16 protein-coding genes and 1 tRNA gene are annotated in these 17,823 nt (G+C 37.9%); 11 read left to right on the top strand and 6 right to left on the bottom strand.

Going from position 1 to position 17,823, the window contains the following annotated elements:
* Positions 1 to 813, bottom strand: coding sequence for a septum site-determining protein MinD (gene minD / locus ACE3G9_RS09745; RefSeq protein WP_417879198.1), 813 nt, complete (start codon positions 811 to 813; stop codon positions 1 to 3).
* A gap of 90 nt (positions 814 to 903) precedes the next feature.
* Positions 904 to 1,566 (bottom strand): septum site-determining protein MinC, encoded by a 663-nt coding sequence (minC, locus tag ACE3G9_RS09740; RefSeq protein WP_417879493.1) that lies wholly within the window; start codon positions 1,564 to 1,566, stop codon positions 904 to 906.
* A 268-nt stretch (positions 1,567 to 1,834) separates the two neighbouring features.
* Here minC and ACE3G9_RS09735 point away from each other — a divergent pair, with 268 nt between their 5' ends.
* Entirely contained in the window at positions 1,835 to 2,107 is a 273-nt protein-coding gene (locus tag ACE3G9_RS09735) for a YcgL domain-containing protein (protein WP_417879197.1), read from the top strand.
* Between the two features lie 80 nt (positions 2,108 to 2,187).
* Positions 2,188 to 3,147, top strand: coding sequence for a lytic murein transglycosylase (locus tag ACE3G9_RS09730; protein ID WP_449219057.1), 960 nt, complete (start codon positions 2,188 to 2,190; stop codon positions 3,145 to 3,147).
* Positions 3,148 to 3,223: 76 nt separating this feature from the next.
* On the opposite strand, the gene folD is transcribed toward ACE3G9_RS09730, so the two are convergent.
* Positions 3,224 to 4,078, bottom strand: coding sequence for a bifunctional methylenetetrahydrofolate dehydrogenase/methenyltetrahydrofolate cyclohydrolase FolD (folD, locus tag ACE3G9_RS09725; protein ID WP_417879196.1), 855 nt, complete (start codon positions 4,076 to 4,078; stop codon positions 3,224 to 3,226).
* Between the two features lie 245 nt (positions 4,079 to 4,323).
* Here folD and ACE3G9_RS09720 point away from each other — a divergent pair.
* Both ACE3G9_RS09720 and ACE3G9_RS09715 read left to right on the top strand, forming a co-directional pair.
* Positions 4,324 to 4,400 (top strand) — tRNA-Arg (locus tag ACE3G9_RS09720).
* A gap of 250 nt (positions 4,401 to 4,650) precedes the next feature.
* The gene (locus ACE3G9_RS09715) at positions 4,651 to 5,379 is read left to right on the top strand and encodes a hypothetical protein (protein ID WP_449219023.1); all 729 of its coding nucleotides are present in this window, start codon (positions 4,651 to 4,653) and stop codon (positions 5,377 to 5,379) included.
* On the opposite strand, the gene ACE3G9_RS09710 is transcribed toward ACE3G9_RS09715, so the two are convergent.
* Positions 5,376 to 6,395, bottom strand: coding sequence for a hypothetical protein (locus tag ACE3G9_RS09710; protein ID WP_449219022.1), 1,020 nt, complete (start codon positions 6,393 to 6,395; stop codon positions 5,376 to 5,378). The genes ACE3G9_RS09715 and ACE3G9_RS09710 overlap by 4 nt on opposite strands.
* Positions 6,396 to 6,540: 145 nt before the next feature.
* On the opposite strand from ACE3G9_RS09710, the gene ACE3G9_RS09705 reads away from it, so the two are divergent.
* The 6 genes from ACE3G9_RS09705 (at position 6,541) to drt3b (ending at position 13,761) form a co-directional block, all read left to right on the top strand.
* Positions 6,541 to 7,554, top strand: a complete 1,014-nt coding sequence (locus tag ACE3G9_RS09705; protein ID WP_449219021.1) for a hypothetical protein — start codon at positions 6,541 to 6,543, stop codon at positions 7,552 to 7,554.
* Between the two features lie 230 nt (positions 7,555 to 7,784).
* Positions 7,785 to 8,000, top strand: a complete 216-nt coding sequence (locus ACE3G9_RS09700; RefSeq protein ID WP_017026015.1) for a helix-turn-helix domain-containing protein — start codon at positions 7,785 to 7,787, stop codon at positions 7,998 to 8,000.
* Between the two features lie 26 nt (positions 8,001 to 8,026).
* Entirely contained in the window at positions 8,027 to 9,121 is a 1,095-nt protein-coding gene (locus tag ACE3G9_RS09695; protein WP_449219020.1) for a VapE domain-containing protein, read from the top strand.
* A gap of 381 nt (positions 9,122 to 9,502) precedes the next feature.
* Entirely contained in the window at positions 9,503 to 10,441 is a 939-nt protein-coding gene (locus ACE3G9_RS09690) for a hypothetical protein (RefSeq protein ID WP_449219019.1), read from the top strand.
* 208 nt (positions 10,442 to 10,649) lie between these two features.
* Complete coding sequence (gene drt3a, locus ACE3G9_RS09685; protein ID WP_449219018.1) at positions 10,650 to 11,831, top strand: antiviral reverse transcriptase Drt3a; 1,182 nt, start codon at positions 10,650 to 10,652, stop codon at positions 11,829 to 11,831.
* On the top strand, positions 11,824 to 13,761 hold the full coding sequence (gene drt3b, locus ACE3G9_RS09680) for an antiviral reverse transcriptase Drt3b (RefSeq protein ID WP_449219017.1): 1,938 nt from the start codon (positions 11,824 to 11,826) through the stop codon (positions 13,759 to 13,761). Before drt3a ends, drt3b begins: the two co-directional genes overlap by 8 nt.
* Before the next feature lie 273 nt (positions 13,762 to 14,034).
* Here the strand turns inward: drt3b and ACE3G9_RS09675 are convergent, their stop codons facing one another.
* The gene (locus ACE3G9_RS09675; RefSeq protein ID WP_449219016.1) at positions 14,035 to 15,348 is read right to left on the bottom strand and encodes a tyrosine-type recombinase/integrase; all 1,314 of its coding nucleotides are present in this window, start codon (positions 15,346 to 15,348) and stop codon (positions 14,035 to 14,037) included.
* Positions 15,349 to 15,612: 264 nt separating this feature from the next.
* A complete protein-coding gene (locus tag ACE3G9_RS09670) occupies positions 15,613 to 16,155 on the bottom strand; it encodes a hemerythrin domain-containing protein (RefSeq protein WP_417879188.1) in 543 nt (180 codons plus the stop codon).
* Between the two features lie 389 nt (positions 16,156 to 16,544).
* Here ACE3G9_RS09670 and ACE3G9_RS09665 point away from each other — a divergent pair, with 389 nt between their 5' ends.
* On the top strand, positions 16,545 to 17,786 hold the full coding sequence (locus tag ACE3G9_RS09665; RefSeq protein ID WP_417879187.1) for an aromatic amino acid transporter: 1,242 nt from the start codon (positions 16,545 to 16,547) through the stop codon (positions 17,784 to 17,786).
* The last annotated feature ends 37 nt before the right edge of the window (positions 17,787 to 17,823 follow it).

The raw sequence follows: 17,823 nt of genomic DNA, 5'->3' as shown, positions 1-17,823 counted from the left end.
TTAGCCTCCAAATAAACGTTTAAAGATGCCTTTCTTCTCTTCGGTTAGGAAGCGAAATTCTTTTTCTTCACCCAGTAGTCGGTCAACTGCGTCACTATAAGCAAGGCCCGCATCTGATTCATTATCGTGAATAACTGGCACACCTTTGTTTGACGCATTCAATACCGCTTGGCTTTCCGGTATCACGCCAAGTAAAGGGATGTGCAAAATATCTTCTACATCAGTCACACTCAGCATTTCACCAGCATTAACACGTCCTGGATTATAACGAGTGAGTAAAAGGTGCTGCTTCACTGGCTCTAAACCTTGCTCGGCACGTAGTGATTTAGAATCTAACAAGCCTAGGATACGGTCAGAATCACGCACAGAAGACACTTCAGGGTTGGTGGTGATCACGGCTTCATCAGCAAAGTACAAAGACATTAATGCACCTTGTTCGATGCCCGCAGGAGAGTCACAGATAATGAAATCAAAACCCATATCATGTAATTCAGTCAATACACGTTTTACACCTAGATGTGTCAAAGCATCTTTATCACGGGTTTGTGAGGCTGGAAGAATGTAAAGGTTATCACAACGTTTGTCTTTGATGAGCGCTTGATTAAGTGTCGCTTCACCATTGATAACATTAACAAAATCGTAAACCACACGACGCTCACATCCCATAATAAGGTCGAGGTTACGTAAACCAATATCAAAATCGATAACAGCGGTTTTCTTTCCTCTTAATGCAAGACCGGAGGCAATCGCTGCGCTAGATGTAGTTTTGCCTACACCCCCTTTACCAGACGTCACGACGATAGTACGTGCCATTTCATTTCCCTTTATGTTGAATCTTAGACTGAGTGTTTGATGCTATTTTCACATCAAATGCTTAATTTTTATATAGATAAACAGTTATTTTTATTTGATTTTATCGAAATTTAATTGTTCATCTTGTAGTGTGACGAGCATTTTTTGCTGCCAATGTTCCGGTACGATTTGGTCACTTAAATAATAGTGGCCAGCAATGGAGACTAATTCTGCTTGTAGATCATCGCATAAAATCATCGCGCCTTTTTGGCCACTGGCCCCAGCCATTACTTTTCCTCGACAAGTCCCATGGATATGGATGCTGCCATCAGCAATCACTTCGGCTCCGGCACTGACATGATTTAAGATCACGAGATCACCATCTTTAGCATAGACCTGTTGTCCTGAACGAATAGGCGTTCTAATGACTTTGGTTGGTACCATTTCTGCTGGAGCTTCGTAACCTGATTTACTGGTCGACATCACAGCAAAACCAGCGTCAGCAGCATGGTTTTTAACTACGTTACTTTGGCTACCTGTCACGCCGACGGGTACCATTCCAGCTTTCACAATACCTTGACGTAATCGGGTGAAATCTATGTCAAGTTGTGGTGCTTTCTCAATATTGACCACCAATGGGGCATGGGTGAAAAATGCAGGAGCTTGTTCAACTTTGTTATATAAAAATTGTAAGCTATCTTCGACATTATCTTCGGTGATATGAAGAACAGATAAAGCAAAACTACTGCCTTTTAAATTTGGTTTGGTCGCCATAGACATGATTACTCTGAGTGTTGAATGCACGAAAAAATAGTCATTACTGAAAATGCTAAAATGAGCATTGGAAACAGTAACTATATCAAGACTGACAATGTTATAGTCTATTTAAAGTATCATTAGGTTAATTGCCTGTCATAATGATAAAAAATGAGGCTAAATCCAAGTGAAAGTCGTTGTGATATCGGTGTTTGATTAGTATATGCTCAACCCCGTACTTTAGGTTATTTGGATATAGACAATAAGCATTAAAAAAGGATCCACTATGTTGTGTTTTGTTTATAAAAGCAGCAAGAAAGAAGGCATGTACCTCTACATTCTGAAAAAAGATGATTTTTCAGATGTGCCAAGTACTCTACTTGAAATGTTTGGTAAGCCAACTTTTGTAATGGTAATGAAAATGGAAGGTCGTAAGCTTGCTTTAGTGGATATTGAGAAAGTAAAACAATCACTAAAAGATGATGGCTATTTTCTACAATTGCCACCACCGCCAGTGAATTTATTGGATGAATATAAAGCTCGTAAATCAGAGCAGTAAAATAAAAAAGGATAGGTATGAATATCAAGCCACTCAGCATTTCCGCAATATTGTTAGCCGGTTTAGTGAGCTTTTCGGCGATGGCTACCACTGAAGTAGCGGCGACGGTGGATGATACTGCTACGCAAGAAATGAAATTTAATGCTTACCTTGAGACATTAAAACAAGAAGCAAAAGAGAACGGCATTACCGACGCAACGATTCAAGCGGCGTTTAAAGATGTAGTTTTTAAGCCACATTCAGTGAAAGCGGATAATAATCAACCTGAGAAGAAACTGACGCTCGATGAGTATATTCCCCGCGCAGTGCCTGTTTGGAAAATCAAACAAGCAAAGCGTTTGTATCATGAGCATTTCGATGACCTGAAGCGTATTGGTGAAACTTACGGTGTGCAACCACGCTTTATTGTCGCGCTATGGGGCGTAGAAAGTAATTTTGGCCGTTATACCGGTAATCATAATGTGGTTGGTGCTTTATCTACCTTAGCCTTTGATGGACGTCGTGAGGCGTTATTCCGTAAGCAAACTATGGCGGCTCTACAAATTATCGATGAAGGCCATATTAGCGCGGAAGATATGAAAGGCTCATGGGCGGGTGCGATGGGTCAATGTCAGTTTATGCCTACTTCGTTCTTAGCTTATGCGCAAGATGGGAATAACGATGGTAAAAAAGATATCTGGACGACTACTGCTGATGTGTTTGCCTCGACTGCCAACTATCTAAAAACCGAAGGTTGGGATGATAAATATACATGGGGACGTCAGATTCAAGTGCCACATGGTATCGATTCTGATCTACAAGGCCGTGATTCTGAAAAGGGTAAATACTTACAAGAATGGCAAAAATTAGGCATTACTAACTTAGATGGCTCGCCATTACCTAAGTTAAACGAAGACATTAAAGCATGGCTGATCATGCCGGATGATGAAGCGGGTCGCAGCTACTTAGTATACAACAATTATAATGTACTAATGCATTGGAATCGTTCATATTATTTTGCATTGGCTGTAAGTACTTTGGCCGATAAGATTGTTGAGTAAAGAAAAATTATATCAAAATAAAATACCCCAGTTCATCATCATGAGCTGGGGTATTTTTTATTCATTATATGTTTGCTTATTTGGTGTAGTTCTCACACGCATACATAGTGTTTTCAATTAGGCTTGCTACCGTCATAGGGCCAACACCACCTGGGACAGGCGTAATATGGCTGGCATTGTCTTTTGCAACATCGTATTCCACATCGCCAATAAGTTTGCCGTTTTCCATGCGGTTGATACCGACATCGATCACAATCGCGCCTTTTTTAATCCAAGCACCTGGAATAAAGTTTGGTTTACCTACCGCTACAACCAGTAGATCCGCTTGGCGAACATGGCCTTCAAGATCTTTAGTAAAGCGGTGACAGGTAGTGGTAGTGCAACCCGCTAGCAATAATTCAAGCGTCATTGGACGACCAACGATATTTGAAGCGCCAACCACAACAGCATGTTTGCCGCGAGTATCAATATTGTAACGTTCTAGTAGAGTGATAATACCTTTTGGGGTGCAAGAACGTAGTTTAGGAATACGTTGAGATAAACGGCCTACGTTGTATGGGTGGAAACCATCGACATCTTTTTCAGGATGGATAGTTTCTAAAACTTTGGTGCTATCAATGCCAGCAGGCAGAGGCAGTTGAACAAGGATACCATCAATTTCAGGATCATTGTTAAGTTGCTCAACTATTTCAAGTAACTCAGCTTCTGTGGTGGTAGTCGGTAAATCATAAGATTTAGAAACAAAGCCAACTTCTTCACAAGCGCGACGCTTACTTCCCACATACACTTGCGAAGCTGGATCGCTGCCGACTAGTACCACAGCAAGACCTGGAGCACGTAAACCCGCTTCAACACGAGCCTGGACACGAGCTTTTACTTCCGAACGAACGGTTTGAGATATTAACTTTCCATCAATAATTTGAGCAGTCATGGTTTTCCTTACTATCCTCATTAGACTAGCAGCAGTAGACAACGCGGCGTATTGTCGCAAATAATGTGATCAATATCCATAACGCAAACGTTTGCTAATGAGGTTTATTTTCATTTTTCACAAAAGGGAAACTCATTCTAACAATTGGCAGAAATGAACAATGCCTTTTTTTTCAGCACTTAAGCCATAATCAACCATAAAGCCATTGACCTAACGCATTCATCTCGTATAATTCCCCACTCAAAGCGCCCTTAGCTCAGCTGGATAGAGCACCTGCCTTCTAAGCAGGTGGTCACAGGTTCGAATCCTGTAGGGCGTGCCATTATTCAAAGAGAAGCCTTGTAAATCATGTATTTACGAGGCTTTTTCTTTTTGTGCCGTGCCTATGCCGTGCCGCTCAAATTAAGTTTCGTTAAATAATCATACGAACGCACCCATCCTAAAAAATCTTTGTTAATTCCACAATAACTATTACAAATGAGCACCTTTTCACAAATTTAGCCTGCTCATTACTCAATACCATCATTATTCGGTAATTTGTTGTTATCACTTGGAATATAGCAATGATTGATATGGCGAAGTTTTTATCTAAATCTCAACAGCATGAATTGAAAAGTTTAGGTTTATCCGTTCTTCAAGTTGAAGAGTGCGAAAGTCTACTAAAACAAGTTCCTGCTACCCCTGAATTAAAATCAATTAAGACTGCAATTCAATTACTCGGTAAAGTTCAAAGCCTACTTGATGACGTTCAAGACAAAGATCCCCGTTCTTATTTTGAGATGGCCGATCTTCTAAACGATAGCTATCCGTTAGATGACAAACCAGTTGAGAGAATTCAAAAACAATTAAAAGCGTTTATTGAGCACCAGAAGGGCGTTTATGTATTCGAGAGTGATTTGCATACTGGAAACCAGTCTTTAAACGTGACAACGCCAGAAAGCCGCAATTATTACCGTTATGAAGTGCTAACTAAGCTTTGGAAGGATTGGTCGAAAGAGATTAAGCTTTCTCGCTCTAGTGAGTTTATTCTATTTCTTACCGTCTGCTTAGAAGGCAGCTATTCAGAAAAAGCAGCAAATCGGGTCTATACCAACTACAAACGTTATTACCAAGGTAAGTCGATTGCAGTAGAGGATGTATTAGATTCAAACCAACCATTCAATGACCTTGAATTAAAGATCACTTACAAGTCTGTGAACGGTGAAAAGCCGAGAGTAGAAACTCGAAAAACGACTTTTCCAAATCTCGAAAAATCAGCTTTAAACGAGCAAATCAATAAGCTTAAAAAACAGCGAAATTAACATGTAAGTTTTTCACCTTTGAGCGTGGTGTAATCAAAACTAAATTGATGCTCAATTGGGTTGTTACTGCACACACCAATGATTCGTTTATTAAACGGTATCCCTTTTGCTTGGAGATAAATTCGATGTGAGCAAATAGGACACTTACCAGTATAAACCCTCACACATAACTTTCTGATCGTACTTATATGTTCACTATTTGGTTCATGTAGTTCATAGCGTAAGGTTGCTGCTTTAAGACGAAGCGGAAGCATCCAATCAGGCAATAAAGCTATATTGAAATTAATCAGTGAGAATAAGTAATGAAAGCAGAGGCAAAATATAAAGCTATAGATAAGCAATCCTATAATGATGCTGGAGTTATAAGGAATGTCATAACTTAAACTAAGCCAGAATAAGATGACTGAAATTATCACCGCTAATACGGGGCTAATGGTTAAAAGTAATATAGGTAAACGATATCTCTGCATATCGATATCATTAAGCCAACGAGACCAAATAGGTAACTTAGGTGTGGACTCGATATGGTAACTAACTACTGTTGAATTTAGCTTATTTTCATCATTTAGAGATAAATCGGGCTTCTTTAATTCTATATCGTCAATAGGCCGAGCTATAAAACGGTATGAGGATTGATTTCCTTTACCGCCACTTGTTTGCGTTTTCTCTATTGAAGGAATGACGGCTACACCTGTATCGTGTGCAATTTCAACTAATCGGCGGTTTACTTCATTAAGGCGTTTTGTGACCTCATTGTAAAGTCGGTTTATTTCTTTACCTTGATAAAAGTTAGATTGTTTCTGGTTTAATTCACTGAGTTTTTCCGCTAGTTCTTTTGTTGAAAAGAAACACTCATCAATTTTCTCTGCTTCTAAGGCTGGACAGGTTTGAGTTAACTGTAATAAGCCTGTAAATACACTCCAGCAATTATTGCTTTTATCCTTATTGTTGTATTCATCCCAAAATATTTCAGCGACTTTGATCGCTTCATTTAGTTGTTTAATATCCGTATTCATTTGTCGACTCCATCCTCCGTCCAAAAGGGATAATACAGGGTAATCCCCCTTTATACCCTATATCTATCAGTGTTTTGAGAGCATCTTCAAGTTGACCGCAAAGAATGTGACTTTGCATAAAATCAATCAACTTGAGGAAAGCAAAATGAACGAATTAAATACAATGGCATATGGGCTAAAAGATGAAAATGTTGTTTACATTGATGAGGTTCAGAGGGGGCTAGAGTGTGAAGCAAAATGTATAAGTTGTGGGGGAGCATTAATTGCGAAAAAAGGTGATGTGAAAGTCCATCACTTTGCTCATCATAATGGAGATGGAGAGAGTTGTAACGAGTCTGTATTACATCAACTTAGTAAGCAAATTATTGAATGGGAGTGCTTAGTTTCGACACCTAACTTAGAGATTAATGTTGAAGATTATGATATTAGCGATCAAGTCCATAAAAAGTCACATATCGAAGAATCGAAAGTGTTAACCGTGGAAAGTGTTTCACTAGAATTAGCTTCTATCGGGTTTATTCCTGATGTGACATGTAATGCATTAGGTAAAAAGTTGTATATAGAAATTGTGGTGAGTAATGATGTCTCAGAGGAAAAGCTAGAGAAAGTAAAGTTAGACGGCACTCCAATGTTGGTCATTGATATGTCTGACTATTCAGCAATGGATACGCTTGATACTTTAAAGCAAGGAGTCATTTATGATGCCCCAAGATACTGGGCATATCACCCTGATCATGAAGCAATGAAAGTACACTTAGAAAATGACCTTAGATTTGAAGTTTCAATACTTGATGAAAAGATTATCTCCGTTGTTTCAAATAAATTAGGGCTAGTTTCTAAATCAGAATTGCTAAAACCAAAGACAAATAGTGAACTGATTGTTTTAGGGTATAACTCAGCTTATGGCTATTCAAAAAAGAATAATCGAGATTTTGATTTTTCGACTTTGTTGGTAGCGAAGCCAATACAATCCACTGGCTCAAGTAATTATACAATTCGTTCTTGTGGAGGCTATGAATTAACCCAAATAGCATTCAATGAGGAGTTAATACCAGAATTGGAAAAACTCAGATTCCCTTGCTTGCTAGAGCTAGATGTAAGTGGTTCATTTTTAGGTGGGCGAGTTCAGAGCATGGTGACTAACTTTAAAGTCGTCTAGAGCGATAATATTCAGCTAAAAGCAAACATATGTATGGTTGCTTTTAGCTTTTAGTAAAAGCATAAATTTCCATCCGTACCTGATTAAAAATACCATTTTACAGTGAGTTACGATTCATTGGTTCATCATTACTTTAAAAAACCGTACCCCTCAATTGATTGTCTGTAAGGTCCATAGAACTTAATTTTGTTTCATCCAATTCGGGATAACACTATTAAGGAAGATTAAACATGGAAAATACAAACATTAACTTAGGTCGCTTTGGTAACAAACTTAACCGTAAAAAGGCGGCGGAATATCTAGGAGTAACAGAAGGCACGTTAGCCGTTTGGGCGAGCACTGGCCGTTATCATTTACCTTTCATCAAAGTAGGTCGTAAGGTTTATTACACCTTAAAAGATCTCGATACCTTTATTGAAGGTCGAATTTTCACTCATACCGCTTAATTCATAGGTAAAGATGGAGATAGATAATGATGGAAATGAGTGAACAAGTTTTCGAACTGAAACCAAACGTACAGTCGCAATGTTATTTCCCTGATTTAGCGTTGAATGGCAAACCGATCAGCACACTTGATAACTTTGCTGTTTTAACCAAATCATTAGGAATAACGCCTTCTGTTAACCAAATGAATAATGAAATTGAACTATTGAAAGATGGCTCACCTTTAGATATCAGTTTTGAAAGAAAGCGCAGTATGCTTTTAAGTGAATGTTTAAAAGCTGGCTTACCTAAATCAACGATTGATGATCATTTAACAGCGTTAGCAGAGAACAACGAATATCATCCTTTTAAGCAATATTTAAACCATAGTGAATGGGATGGTATTGAAAGGGTTAACCCTGTTATTGCCGCAATGAACAGTAAAGATCCGGAGTTAGCCGAAATAGTGATGACTAAGTTTTTTATTTCGGTTGTCGCTGCGGTTTATGAACCGAGATTTAGCTCAAAATTAGTACCAGTGCTGCAAGGTGGGCAGTCATTTAGAAAAACCGCCTTTATAAAGCGGTTTGCCGATGTGTTTACAGGTTCGTTTCTCGAAGGGGCAGAGCTTAATCCTGATAATAAAGATTCGGTTTTAACCTGCATTCGAAGCGTGATTGTTGAGCTAGGAGAGTTAGAACGAACCTCAAAAAATAACCAAGGCGCATTGAAAGCTTTTTTAACCAGAGAAGTCGATACGGTTAGGCCGCCTTATGGTCGGTCTGATATCAAAAAGAAAAGGCAAACCGTTTACATTGCAACCGTAAACGGAACCGAATTTTTACGGGATGATACAGGTTCAAGCCGATACGCAGTTATTGAGCTGTTAAACCAAATAAACCTAGATGAAATTAACCGAATATTAGGTTGGCAATATAACAACGGACGATTAAACCAAATCGAAACCGAAAAACTTAAGCAGTTTTGGTTAGAGATTCGGTTTAAGTATGCGAATGGTGAGTCGTGGGAGCTAACCGATGCCGAAAGAGCCAGAGTAGCCGAGGTAAACAAAGTGCACGATTTCAAAGGCAATTGGTACGAACTTTTATATGATAAGTTTATCGATGTAGAAATGGAAAGCTGAGACTTTGAATGGATGACCGCAACTGATGTGTGCAGTTATTGCGATATAGGTAAAAACCAAGTGAGAGCCATTGGTAAAGCACTTAAGAAATTGTTTGAAGATAACCTAATCGAAAGCAAGCGGGGTAGGGCGAATAAAACCTTTTATAAAATCCCAACTGTTACACCATTTTGAACAACAGCCTTGCCATGTCGCAAGGCTGTTTTGCTTTAAGTCATTAACCTGTTTAACCATTTTAGTTATTGGTTAAACAGGTTAATGGAAATATGGATATTTGTATAAACGCAAAGCTGATATCACTCTCAAAACTTATCAGGCGTAAGGGAACTGGTAATCAACATATTGTATTTTATCAATATATGGAGTTGGCTTAGGTGGATCATGGGAAAGTCGGTATTAATACCTTTTGCGGAACAAAATGGTCGGTTAGTAGATATTACCCAAGTTGTCAGTGGTAAGGCGTGCAATTGCACTTGTCCTAGTTGTGGTCAATCACTGGTTGCTCGAAAAGGTAACTCTGAACGCGTTCATCACTTTGCTCACAATAAGAATGTGGATGAAGATATTGATGAAAAGGTTGAATGTAAATATTCATTTTATGTTGCAGCTCGCCTAGTCATCAAGCAGATTTTTTCTGAAAAACAAAGTGATGAATGGCTATTACCACGTTTAAAGCAAACTTATGAGCCTGAGCAACAAGAGTATAGACACCTAAAAATCCCAATAGTAGTTACCGAAGAACAAAAGCTTAATTTAGAAAATTATCAAATAGAAGCTCCATTAGATAGCATTGAGATGGATATAGTTGCCGAGGTGAAAGGGGTTAAGATAGGGATATTTTTCACTTATTCAAGTCGCCCATATCCCGAGATAGAAAAGCACAAGAATTATGGCGTGTTAGGGATTGATCTTGAAGATTTGACGGAGAGCTATAGAGAGTTTGTTTTTAAGGCAGGGGCATCTTTTCAAGATGAAATAGTTAAGTATGTTTTGTGTGAAGGAGATAGAGAATGGCTTTACCACCCGAGAGAGCAATGGGCGGAAAGTTGGGCAAATGAGGAACTTGAGGAGAGAGTTTCTAAGTTTGAACAATTTGAACAAAATAAGGTTAATCAAGTTGGTATAGAGCAAGTAATGGAGCCCACAAAATCCGTCTTAAATGTAGGACAAAAAAATAGAGTTCTTGAGGATATGATTAAGAATCGAGAAAGAAATGGTAATCGCTATTGTCCTCGTTGTGATTATGCTTGGTATGTCAGTTATGGTGAGACGAACTGTTGCCCGAAGTGCTATTTATCAGGAATGGAGTGTGGTAGCTAAAATATGGTCCAATTGTTTGTTCGTAGAAACTTTAAGCTGCACTTCTTTCACCATTAATTGACCTATTATACCTAATAGTTGATTATGTTATGAGTTAGGTATTGAGTGCTATGTGGAAAGTATCTGTTGTTTACCATAACCCCAATACAAAAATGCAAAGTCTACTGGTATTGCTATAATATTTATTTTATTTTGGATTAAAATAATAATGTTGAAACAAGTCTTTAATAAAGAACAGTTATCTAAAGTTATTTCATCTACCGATGTGTGGGGATGGAACTTATTGTCCAAATTTGGCGATGTAGATGCTGCATTGGAGCAGACAGTTGAGTACTGGAAAAGAAATGGTCTGAATCTGTCTCCTATGAAAAAAAAAGTAGTGAATGGAAAAACTGTTTTTACACCTAGCCGAGCTGAGGATGCATTTGCCATTAAACTTGTTGATAGGTTCATAAGGCGAATATATAAAGTGAGACAATCTGATCGTAGCCGAATTGTAAAGCAAATTATAACATTGCTAAAAGATTCCGGGGATTATCATGTAATTAGACTAGATATTAAAAACTGTTACGAAAGCATCAGTTTTGATAAAATAATTACAAAGTTTCAGGATGATCTTATTTTAGCTCCAGATTGTATTGAATTATTAAATAAAATTAACCAACAGCTTAAGTTAGGATCTGGATTTTCTGGGTTACCACGAGGTTTGTCAATAAGCCCGACACTTGCAGAACTATATTTAGAACAACTTGATAGAAGAGTAGCATTAAATAATGATGTCATTTATAGTGCTAGGTATGTTGATGATATAATATTGATTACAACAGATGGTAAGAAAGAAAAAATAAAAAGAGATATTGATGATGCTCTTTTCGATTTGGGGCTAAAGTTGAATCAGAATGATAGTAAAAAATATTCTGGTCCTACTAAAAGTGCACACTTTGATTATCTGGGTTATTCGATTAAGGTTACGGAGAGGAGGGGAAAATCGAACAAGGTTAATGTTTCCATTTCTAATTCAAAAATAAATAAAATAAAATTTAGAATACTTAAGTCGCTATGTGAAAATAAAAAAAGTAAAAACATAAAATTATTAAAGCGAAGAGTTGAGTTTTTAAGTTTATTAAAAGTGGTTAAAAAAGGGGGTAATGGTCACCTTTTGGCTGGAATAGCTCATAATTATCAGTACTCTACGGATGATTTTGAATGTTTGAAATCTGTTGATGGATTCCTTCTAAATCAATTGCATAAGACAAGGTTCAATTTAACACCAATAGAGATAGAAAAAATGAAGAAAATATCATTCTATGGTAATGTTAGGAAAAGGAATGTTGGTAAATTCTCTAGAAAGCAAACCGCAAAAATAATGCAGATTTGGAAAAATGCCTAAGATAATTAAAGTTAATACTAAAGATGAGTATAGAGCGTTATTAACAGATGTTCTGCCTTATGAACTGCCTTTGTGGTACTCTAATTTTACGATGTATAAACGATTTAATAATGATGCTCATCGTAATTCTTATTGTACCATATCTGGTCTTAATTTCGATAATGACACTGGTTATTATATACCATTAGATTATATGGTTAGTCGTGGTGGGAATAAAACCCCTCGCTCAATATCAATAATGCATCCGGCAGCCCAGTTAAAGGTATGTGAATTTTATGAGACATACGGGGATCTTATAGAGTACTACTGTAATAAATCTAAACACTCTTTAAGGCACCCATATAGAAAAACCACTAAGTTTTATGGCAAAACTCAACAGGGTTCTAAGATTACCAATGGAGTGGAAGCAGAGCATGAAGATCGTATTGTCTCAAGCTCATACTTTAAGTATAAAACTTACCCGTTTTTATATCGTTTTTTCGAATCGTATGAATATCATAGACTTGAAAAAAAATTTCATAGTATGTTACAGGTTGATGTATCGAAATGTTTTCCAAGTATTTACACTCATTCGATTGGTTGGGCTACAAAAAGTAAACGCTTAGCTAAAGCAAAATCTAAAGGTAGCTTTGATGGTGAATTCGACAATTTGATGCAATTGACAAATTATCGAGAAACTAATGGTATTATTATTGGACCTGAAGTCAGCAGAATATTTTCTGAAGTTATATTGCAGAGAATAGACCTGGACTTGATAGATAGAATGCAAGAGAGTGGCTATGCTCTTTCAAAGGATTATGATTTCAGAAGGTATGTTGACGATTATTTTATTTTTTATCGTTCGGATGAAGTTAAGGTTAGCATTGTAAAGCATCTTGAAGTTTGCTTGCTAAATTATAAAATGTATTTAAATGAAGCGAAAACAACTATAGCTTCTAGACCATTTTCCACAGATATCTCATTAGCTAAACATTCTTTAAGAAATACTGTAAATGAATTTTATTTATCGAGATATAATGCTCTATTAGAAGATGGTGACGTTGTTGTTAAGTTATTTAGACCTGATTCAAAAGCTAATAGAGCAATATCTGATATAAAAATAGCATTGGCTACTTATAAGGTGGAGTATAGCTCGATTTCCAACTATTTATTTAGTGCTGTTACTAAAAAAACTCATTCTTATATATCAAAACTATCCAGTATTCACTTGTTGAGTGATCACCATATAAACTGGATTCTTGTCGATTTAGATGTTTTGTTTTTTATTCACGCCATGGATATCAGAATTAGACCAACAGATAGGTTAGCTAGACTCATAAGCGAAATCATACATAAGTTATCCGATTGGCCACAAGTTCATCTTGATATCATATATAAGAAAATATTTGATCAAGTAAAGCAAGCTATAAATATTTATATTGATTATGCTAATGATATTATCGGTCTTGAAACGCTTAATTTGTTGATGATATTAACTATGTTGCCTGAGGAGTATCAACTTCCTTCAGGTAAGCTCGAGGAATACATTGACTCTTTGAACTCTAACTCGGGAGCTAACGATTTTTACTTTCGTTGGATTACTTTTATGCTTTATGTTGGACCAAACCCCCAATATAAAGTAATTCACAATAGATTGGTGCAATTAGCAACGGAATATTTACTTAATCACGAAGATATGTTTATAGATACAGAGTATTTTATATTCTATTTCGATTATCTTGCATGTCCTCACATTGATGAGTCTGTCAGAATATCAACTATGGAGGAAGTTAAAAAATTAACTTTCGATAGCAAACAAAAACCTGTAGGATTCAATTCTGTCAGTCAGAGAAACATAGTCTTAAAGAATGACTTTGTAGTAGCTTGGCGCGATCCTGATTATTTGAAAGATAGCCTAAAGAAAAAAGAGTATATTTTCTCGTATAGCTAATTTATGTCGTCTGCCTCCGTAGGTTTCTGCATCACCTTAGGAATTAAATGTTTGACCCGTGTCTTGACACGAAGTTTTATATGGAATTTTTCGGGTTTTGTATGGGGTGTAAGTAATTACAGCCACACACACGATAGGGGGGAGACGGCACCCAATAGACATGTACGGTTCATTGAAATTTTCCTTCGATATCGAACTTTCCCTTGCTTAAATTTATCTGAATAAACTTATTGTTGATTTTGCTCGTAACTCGAAAATGTCAAATCTATAGCCTTAATTTAACCCAATAGACTCCTGCATAAACCGAAACAATTCGGCTTGTTCGGTTTGGGTTAACCTAGATATTTCCGCCTTGATTCGGTTTAATTCGGTTTCGGAAGGCGAGCTCAGCATATAACGAGTGGTGTGTTCTAGCTCTGTTCGGATGTGATCAACCGAAAGATGTGCGTAAACACTAGCGGTAACGCCAATATTCGAGTGGCCTAAAAGTCGGCTTGTTGCTTGAAGTGAACCGCCAGAGGTAACCTGATATGTGGCTAAGGTTCGCCTTAAATCGTGTACCTGTAAATTTTTACTCGCATCATTCGGATCATATAAACCAGCCCGTTTGGTTATTCTATTCCAGAATCCGCCCATTCCGCTTTTATCCGCAATATGACCTGTCGCACTTCGAGTACTCGGAAAAACATATTGTTGGCCTTTTTCCGCTTCGAGTGAGCGCCTTTCTAAGATCTTCATTGCTTCATGAGAGAGGGGAACTACATGCGGTTTCTTGGTTTTGATTTTATGGACGGGAATGATCCATGTTCGAGCATCTTGGTTTATTTCGCTCCATTCCATCGCTAATACATTGGACTTACGTTGGCCTGTTAATAGCAACAATAATATACAGTCTTGATAAATGGGTTCTTCTTGTTCTAGTGAATCGAGTAGGCGACAAAGTTCCTCTTTTGATAGGGTACGCTCACGCCTAAAGACACTTTCATCAATTTTCTTTAAGGTTGCAAAAGGGTTTTTCTCAATATCAGCACGGTTGAACATCGACTTAAGCAAGGTTAACGAATGGTTGTGCAAGCTATAGCCTTTCTTGGCTAATATTTTTTGAAGGAAGGACTTTGCTTCATCTTTGGCAAAATTATCAATGGTACGCTTGCCAAGCTTAGGTTTGATATGAAGTCTGTATAAAGTCTCATGGCCTTTTAGGCTGCTTTCTCTGCGTTTACCTGCTTTGATATCGAGACGAAATGACGCTTCATAATATTCAAATAGCTGATCAAAAGTTGTGTAATTACGGGCTGTACGTTTTTCTTCATTCGGATTAACGCCTGATGCTATTTTATGAGCGGCCTCTCTAGCTAACTTCCTTGCTTGTTCAACAGTAATTTCAGGAAATCGGCCTAATGTGATTTGCAGGTTTTTCCCGTTTACCTTTTGAATAAAATTAAAGGTTTTAGTGCCACTTTTTGTTACTTCTAGCCCTAATCCTTGAACGCTGCTAGAGCCTCCTGAATCACTATATCTTTTCCTTGTTGATGCTGGCTCGATGTTTACGAGTGAATTTTTTGTAAAATTGAAGCTGTAAACCATATTTGAACTCTCTTAATACTCATTTCCTGCCGTGCCTATGCCGTGCCGATGACGTTAAAAATAGGCTATTTTGGTCAATTTTCGTTAAATCTAAGGTAACGAAGAATGCATTGTAACGATATGATTATTAAGAAAAATTAATGTGAGTTAAGCCGAGTTAAAAGATCTCTTAGAAACCTGTAGGGCGTGCCATATACAAAGAAACCCCAGATAACTTAATCAGTTGTCTGGGGTTTTTGCATTCTATCTATAAGTTTTTGCAGTTTAATCAGCCATTTCTATCGCAGCTGGAAAGAGAATCGTATCTTCTATATGTATGTGATTGATTAAATCTTGGCAAAACTCTTCGCAGACTTTATAGCAACGTTGCCAGGTTTGACAGGCTTCTTCTGGAGCTTGGAAGTTCTGAGTTACTTGTTGCAATGCCACTACAATTTGATCAGCTTCATTATGCTCATGGGTCATAACACGGATTGGGTTGCCTATGTGACCAAAACAGGTTTGTTGAGGTGTTTGTGTGGCAAGGCCACGAATCGCAGGAAAGAGAATACGTTCTTCTTTAAATAAGTGAGGGGTGAGGTCGTCTACTAGAGCGTGAATTAATGGGGTTAGCTTTTGAATGGTCTCAGATTCTTCGCCATGCACTCGTAGCAGTTTATCCGCCATTTCAATTAATTGTGGCCCGGTTTCTCGAATATATTGGTGGTGAGTAGATTCAATCAAATCAGCAAGTTGATCTGCTGGCATCGATTCTAGTTGGCTTAATTGATCTTGAGTTAGGTTTGTTTTTCCACATTGTAAGCTCATAATATGCTCCATTAATCAGTGCAGTGTTCATCATAACGCTTCAATGAAACATGGCCATCGATATTAAGTGGTATTTTAAATGCAACTTAAGTTTTGTTGATTTAGATCAATTGGAATGTAGTGATTAGCGCCCGTGTATTCAAATAATGCCTTGTTTAAAAATAGAACAGATCCTCTGCCAAATCACAAAAGTTCGATATTGTATCAGCTAACTAGTTTACTAGTCTGGTTGTTATCGCTATGATGAGCGCATACATCAGCACAGAACTTGGTTGCCTTTCTTTTTGAATACCGTTTTCGGCCAACTTCCTATCTTCTTCGCTTGATGCTTGTTTGTTTTTAAGGGGTACAGGATGTACTTGCTTAATTTAGCGTAAAGAGAATCTATTATGACTACCGTTACAACGACGACAACAACGAAACAGCCTTCATTGGTGGGTGGCGCTTGTATTATTGCAAGTGTCTGTGTTGGTGCAGGCATGCTTGGGCTGCCAAGTGCAGGGGCTGGCGCATGGACGGTTTGGTCTGTGTTGGCGATTGCTTTAACCATGGCGGTAATGACGGTGTCGGGTTGGTTATTGCTAGAAGCATTTAAGCATTACGATTTGAATGTGTCGTTTAATACGGTGACATCGGACTTATTAGGTGAAAGGGTGAACGCCTTTAATAACTTAACGGTGTATTTCGTGGGTGGAATTTTACTTTATGCCTACACCACATCGTTTGGTTTGATTCTACAAGGCTCACTTGGGCTAGAAAGTAAAACCGCATCGGTGCTCTTTGTATTTATTGCTTCTAGCGTAGTGTGGCATTCAACTCGCGCAGTTGACCGTATTTCAGTTGTGCTAATTGGCACTATGTTATTAAGTTTTATCTTTGGTGTGTTTGGTTTAACTGTTCATATCGATTTCTCTTTATTGATGGATGCGACAAACCAACAAGGTGAATACGCTAAATATGCTATGGCATTGCTGCCGATAGCTTTAACCTCATTTGGTTATCATCACTCTGTTGCTTCAATGCGTGCTTATTATGGCGAAGAACGTAAAGCCAAATATGCGATTTTAGGTGGGACTTCAATTGCTTTGTTCTTATATGTGATTTGGTTGCTGAGCATTTTTGGGCACTTATCTCGTGATTCGTTTGGCCCAGTGATTGAGCAAGATGGCAATGTCGATGTGCTATTGGGGGCCCTGGGTACCGTGGTGGCATCCGATAAAGTCTCTCAAGCGATTAATATTTTCTCAGTGTCTGCGATTTTATCGTCATTTATTGGGGTTGGTTTAGGGGTGTTTGATTACATTGCTGACTTATTCCGTTTTGATAACCGTAGTAAATCAGGCCGTACTAAAACTTGGGCGGTCACTTTCATGCCACCGTTAGTACTATCGTTATTGTTCCCATTTGGCTTCATCTTAGCCATTGGTTATGCAGGCGCGGCAGCAACGGTGTGGACTTGTATCATTCCAGCACTACTTGTACTGAAAGCTCGTCAGCGCAAAGGGGCAGAGCAGGGCTTTGTGGTTGCAGGTGGTAAAGTGCTCCCATACGCAGTGCTATTATTTGGTGTGGCGACCGCGGTATTTCACTTTTTGACCATGATGGATGTTTTACCCGTATTTAAAGGTTAAACGTAGCTTTTATTTGATTGATATTAGCCCTCAGAGT

Source organism: Vibrio sp. E150_018 (assembly GCF_053544035.1).
Note: the sequence above shows the minus strand (reverse complement) of the source record. Positions and strands in the feature narration are given on the sequence as shown.

What these genes read in the sequence shown, in the direction of transcription:
- ACE3G9_RS09700 (WP_017026015.1), top strand. Translation starts at nt 7,785, where the DNA reads ATGGAAAATACAAACATTAACTTAGGTCGCTTTGGTAACAAACTTAAC.
- ACE3G9_RS09715 (WP_449219023.1), top strand. Translation starts at nt 4,651, where the DNA reads ATGGCGAAGTTTTTATCTAAATCTCAACAGCATGAATTGAAAAGTTTA.
- folD (WP_417879196.1), bottom strand. Translation starts at nt 4,078, where the DNA reads ATGACTGCTCAAATTATTGATGGAAAGTTAATATCTCAAACCGTTCGT.
- ACE3G9_RS09730 (WP_449219057.1), top strand. Translation starts at nt 2,188, where the DNA reads ATGGCTACCACTGAAGTAGCGGCGACGGTGGATGATACTGCTACGCAA.
- drt3a (WP_449219018.1), top strand. Translation starts at nt 10,650, where the DNA reads ATGTTGAAACAAGTCTTTAATAAAGAACAGTTATCTAAAGTTATTTCA.
- minC (WP_417879493.1), bottom strand. Translation starts at nt 1,566, where the DNA reads ATGGCGACCAAACCAAATTTAAAAGGCAGTAGTTTTGCTTTATCTGTT.
- ACE3G9_RS09665 (WP_417879187.1), top strand. Translation starts at nt 16,545, where the DNA reads ATGACTACCGTTACAACGACGACAACAACGAAACAGCCTTCATTGGTG.
- minD (WP_417879198.1), bottom strand. Translation starts at nt 813, where the DNA reads ATGGCACGTACTATCGTCGTGACGTCTGGTAAAGGGGGTGTAGGCAAA.
- ACE3G9_RS09675 (WP_449219016.1), bottom strand. Translation starts at nt 15,348, where the DNA reads ATGGTTTACAGCTTCAATTTTACAAAAAATTCACTCGTAAACATCGAG.
- ACE3G9_RS09710 (WP_449219022.1), bottom strand. Translation starts at nt 6,395, where the DNA reads ATGAATACGGATATTAAACAACTAAATGAAGCGATCAAAGTCGCTGAA.
- ACE3G9_RS09670 (WP_417879188.1), bottom strand. Translation starts at nt 16,155, where the DNA reads ATGAGCTTACAATGTGGAAAAACAAACCTAACTCAAGATCAATTAAGC.
- ACE3G9_RS09735 (WP_417879197.1), top strand. Translation starts at nt 1,835, where the DNA reads ATGTTGTGTTTTGTTTATAAAAGCAGCAAGAAAGAAGGCATGTACCTC.
- ACE3G9_RS09690 (WP_449219019.1), top strand. Translation starts at nt 9,503, where the DNA reads ATGGGAAAGTCGGTATTAATACCTTTTGCGGAACAAAATGGTCGGTTA.
- ACE3G9_RS09695 (WP_449219020.1), top strand. Translation starts at nt 8,027, where the DNA reads ATGATGGAAATGAGTGAACAAGTTTTCGAACTGAAACCAAACGTACAG.
- ACE3G9_RS09705 (WP_449219021.1), top strand. Translation starts at nt 6,541, where the DNA reads ATGAACGAATTAAATACAATGGCATATGGGCTAAAAGATGAAAATGTT.
- drt3b (WP_449219017.1), top strand. Translation starts at nt 11,824, where the DNA reads ATGCCTAAGATAATTAAAGTTAATACTAAAGATGAGTATAGAGCGTTA.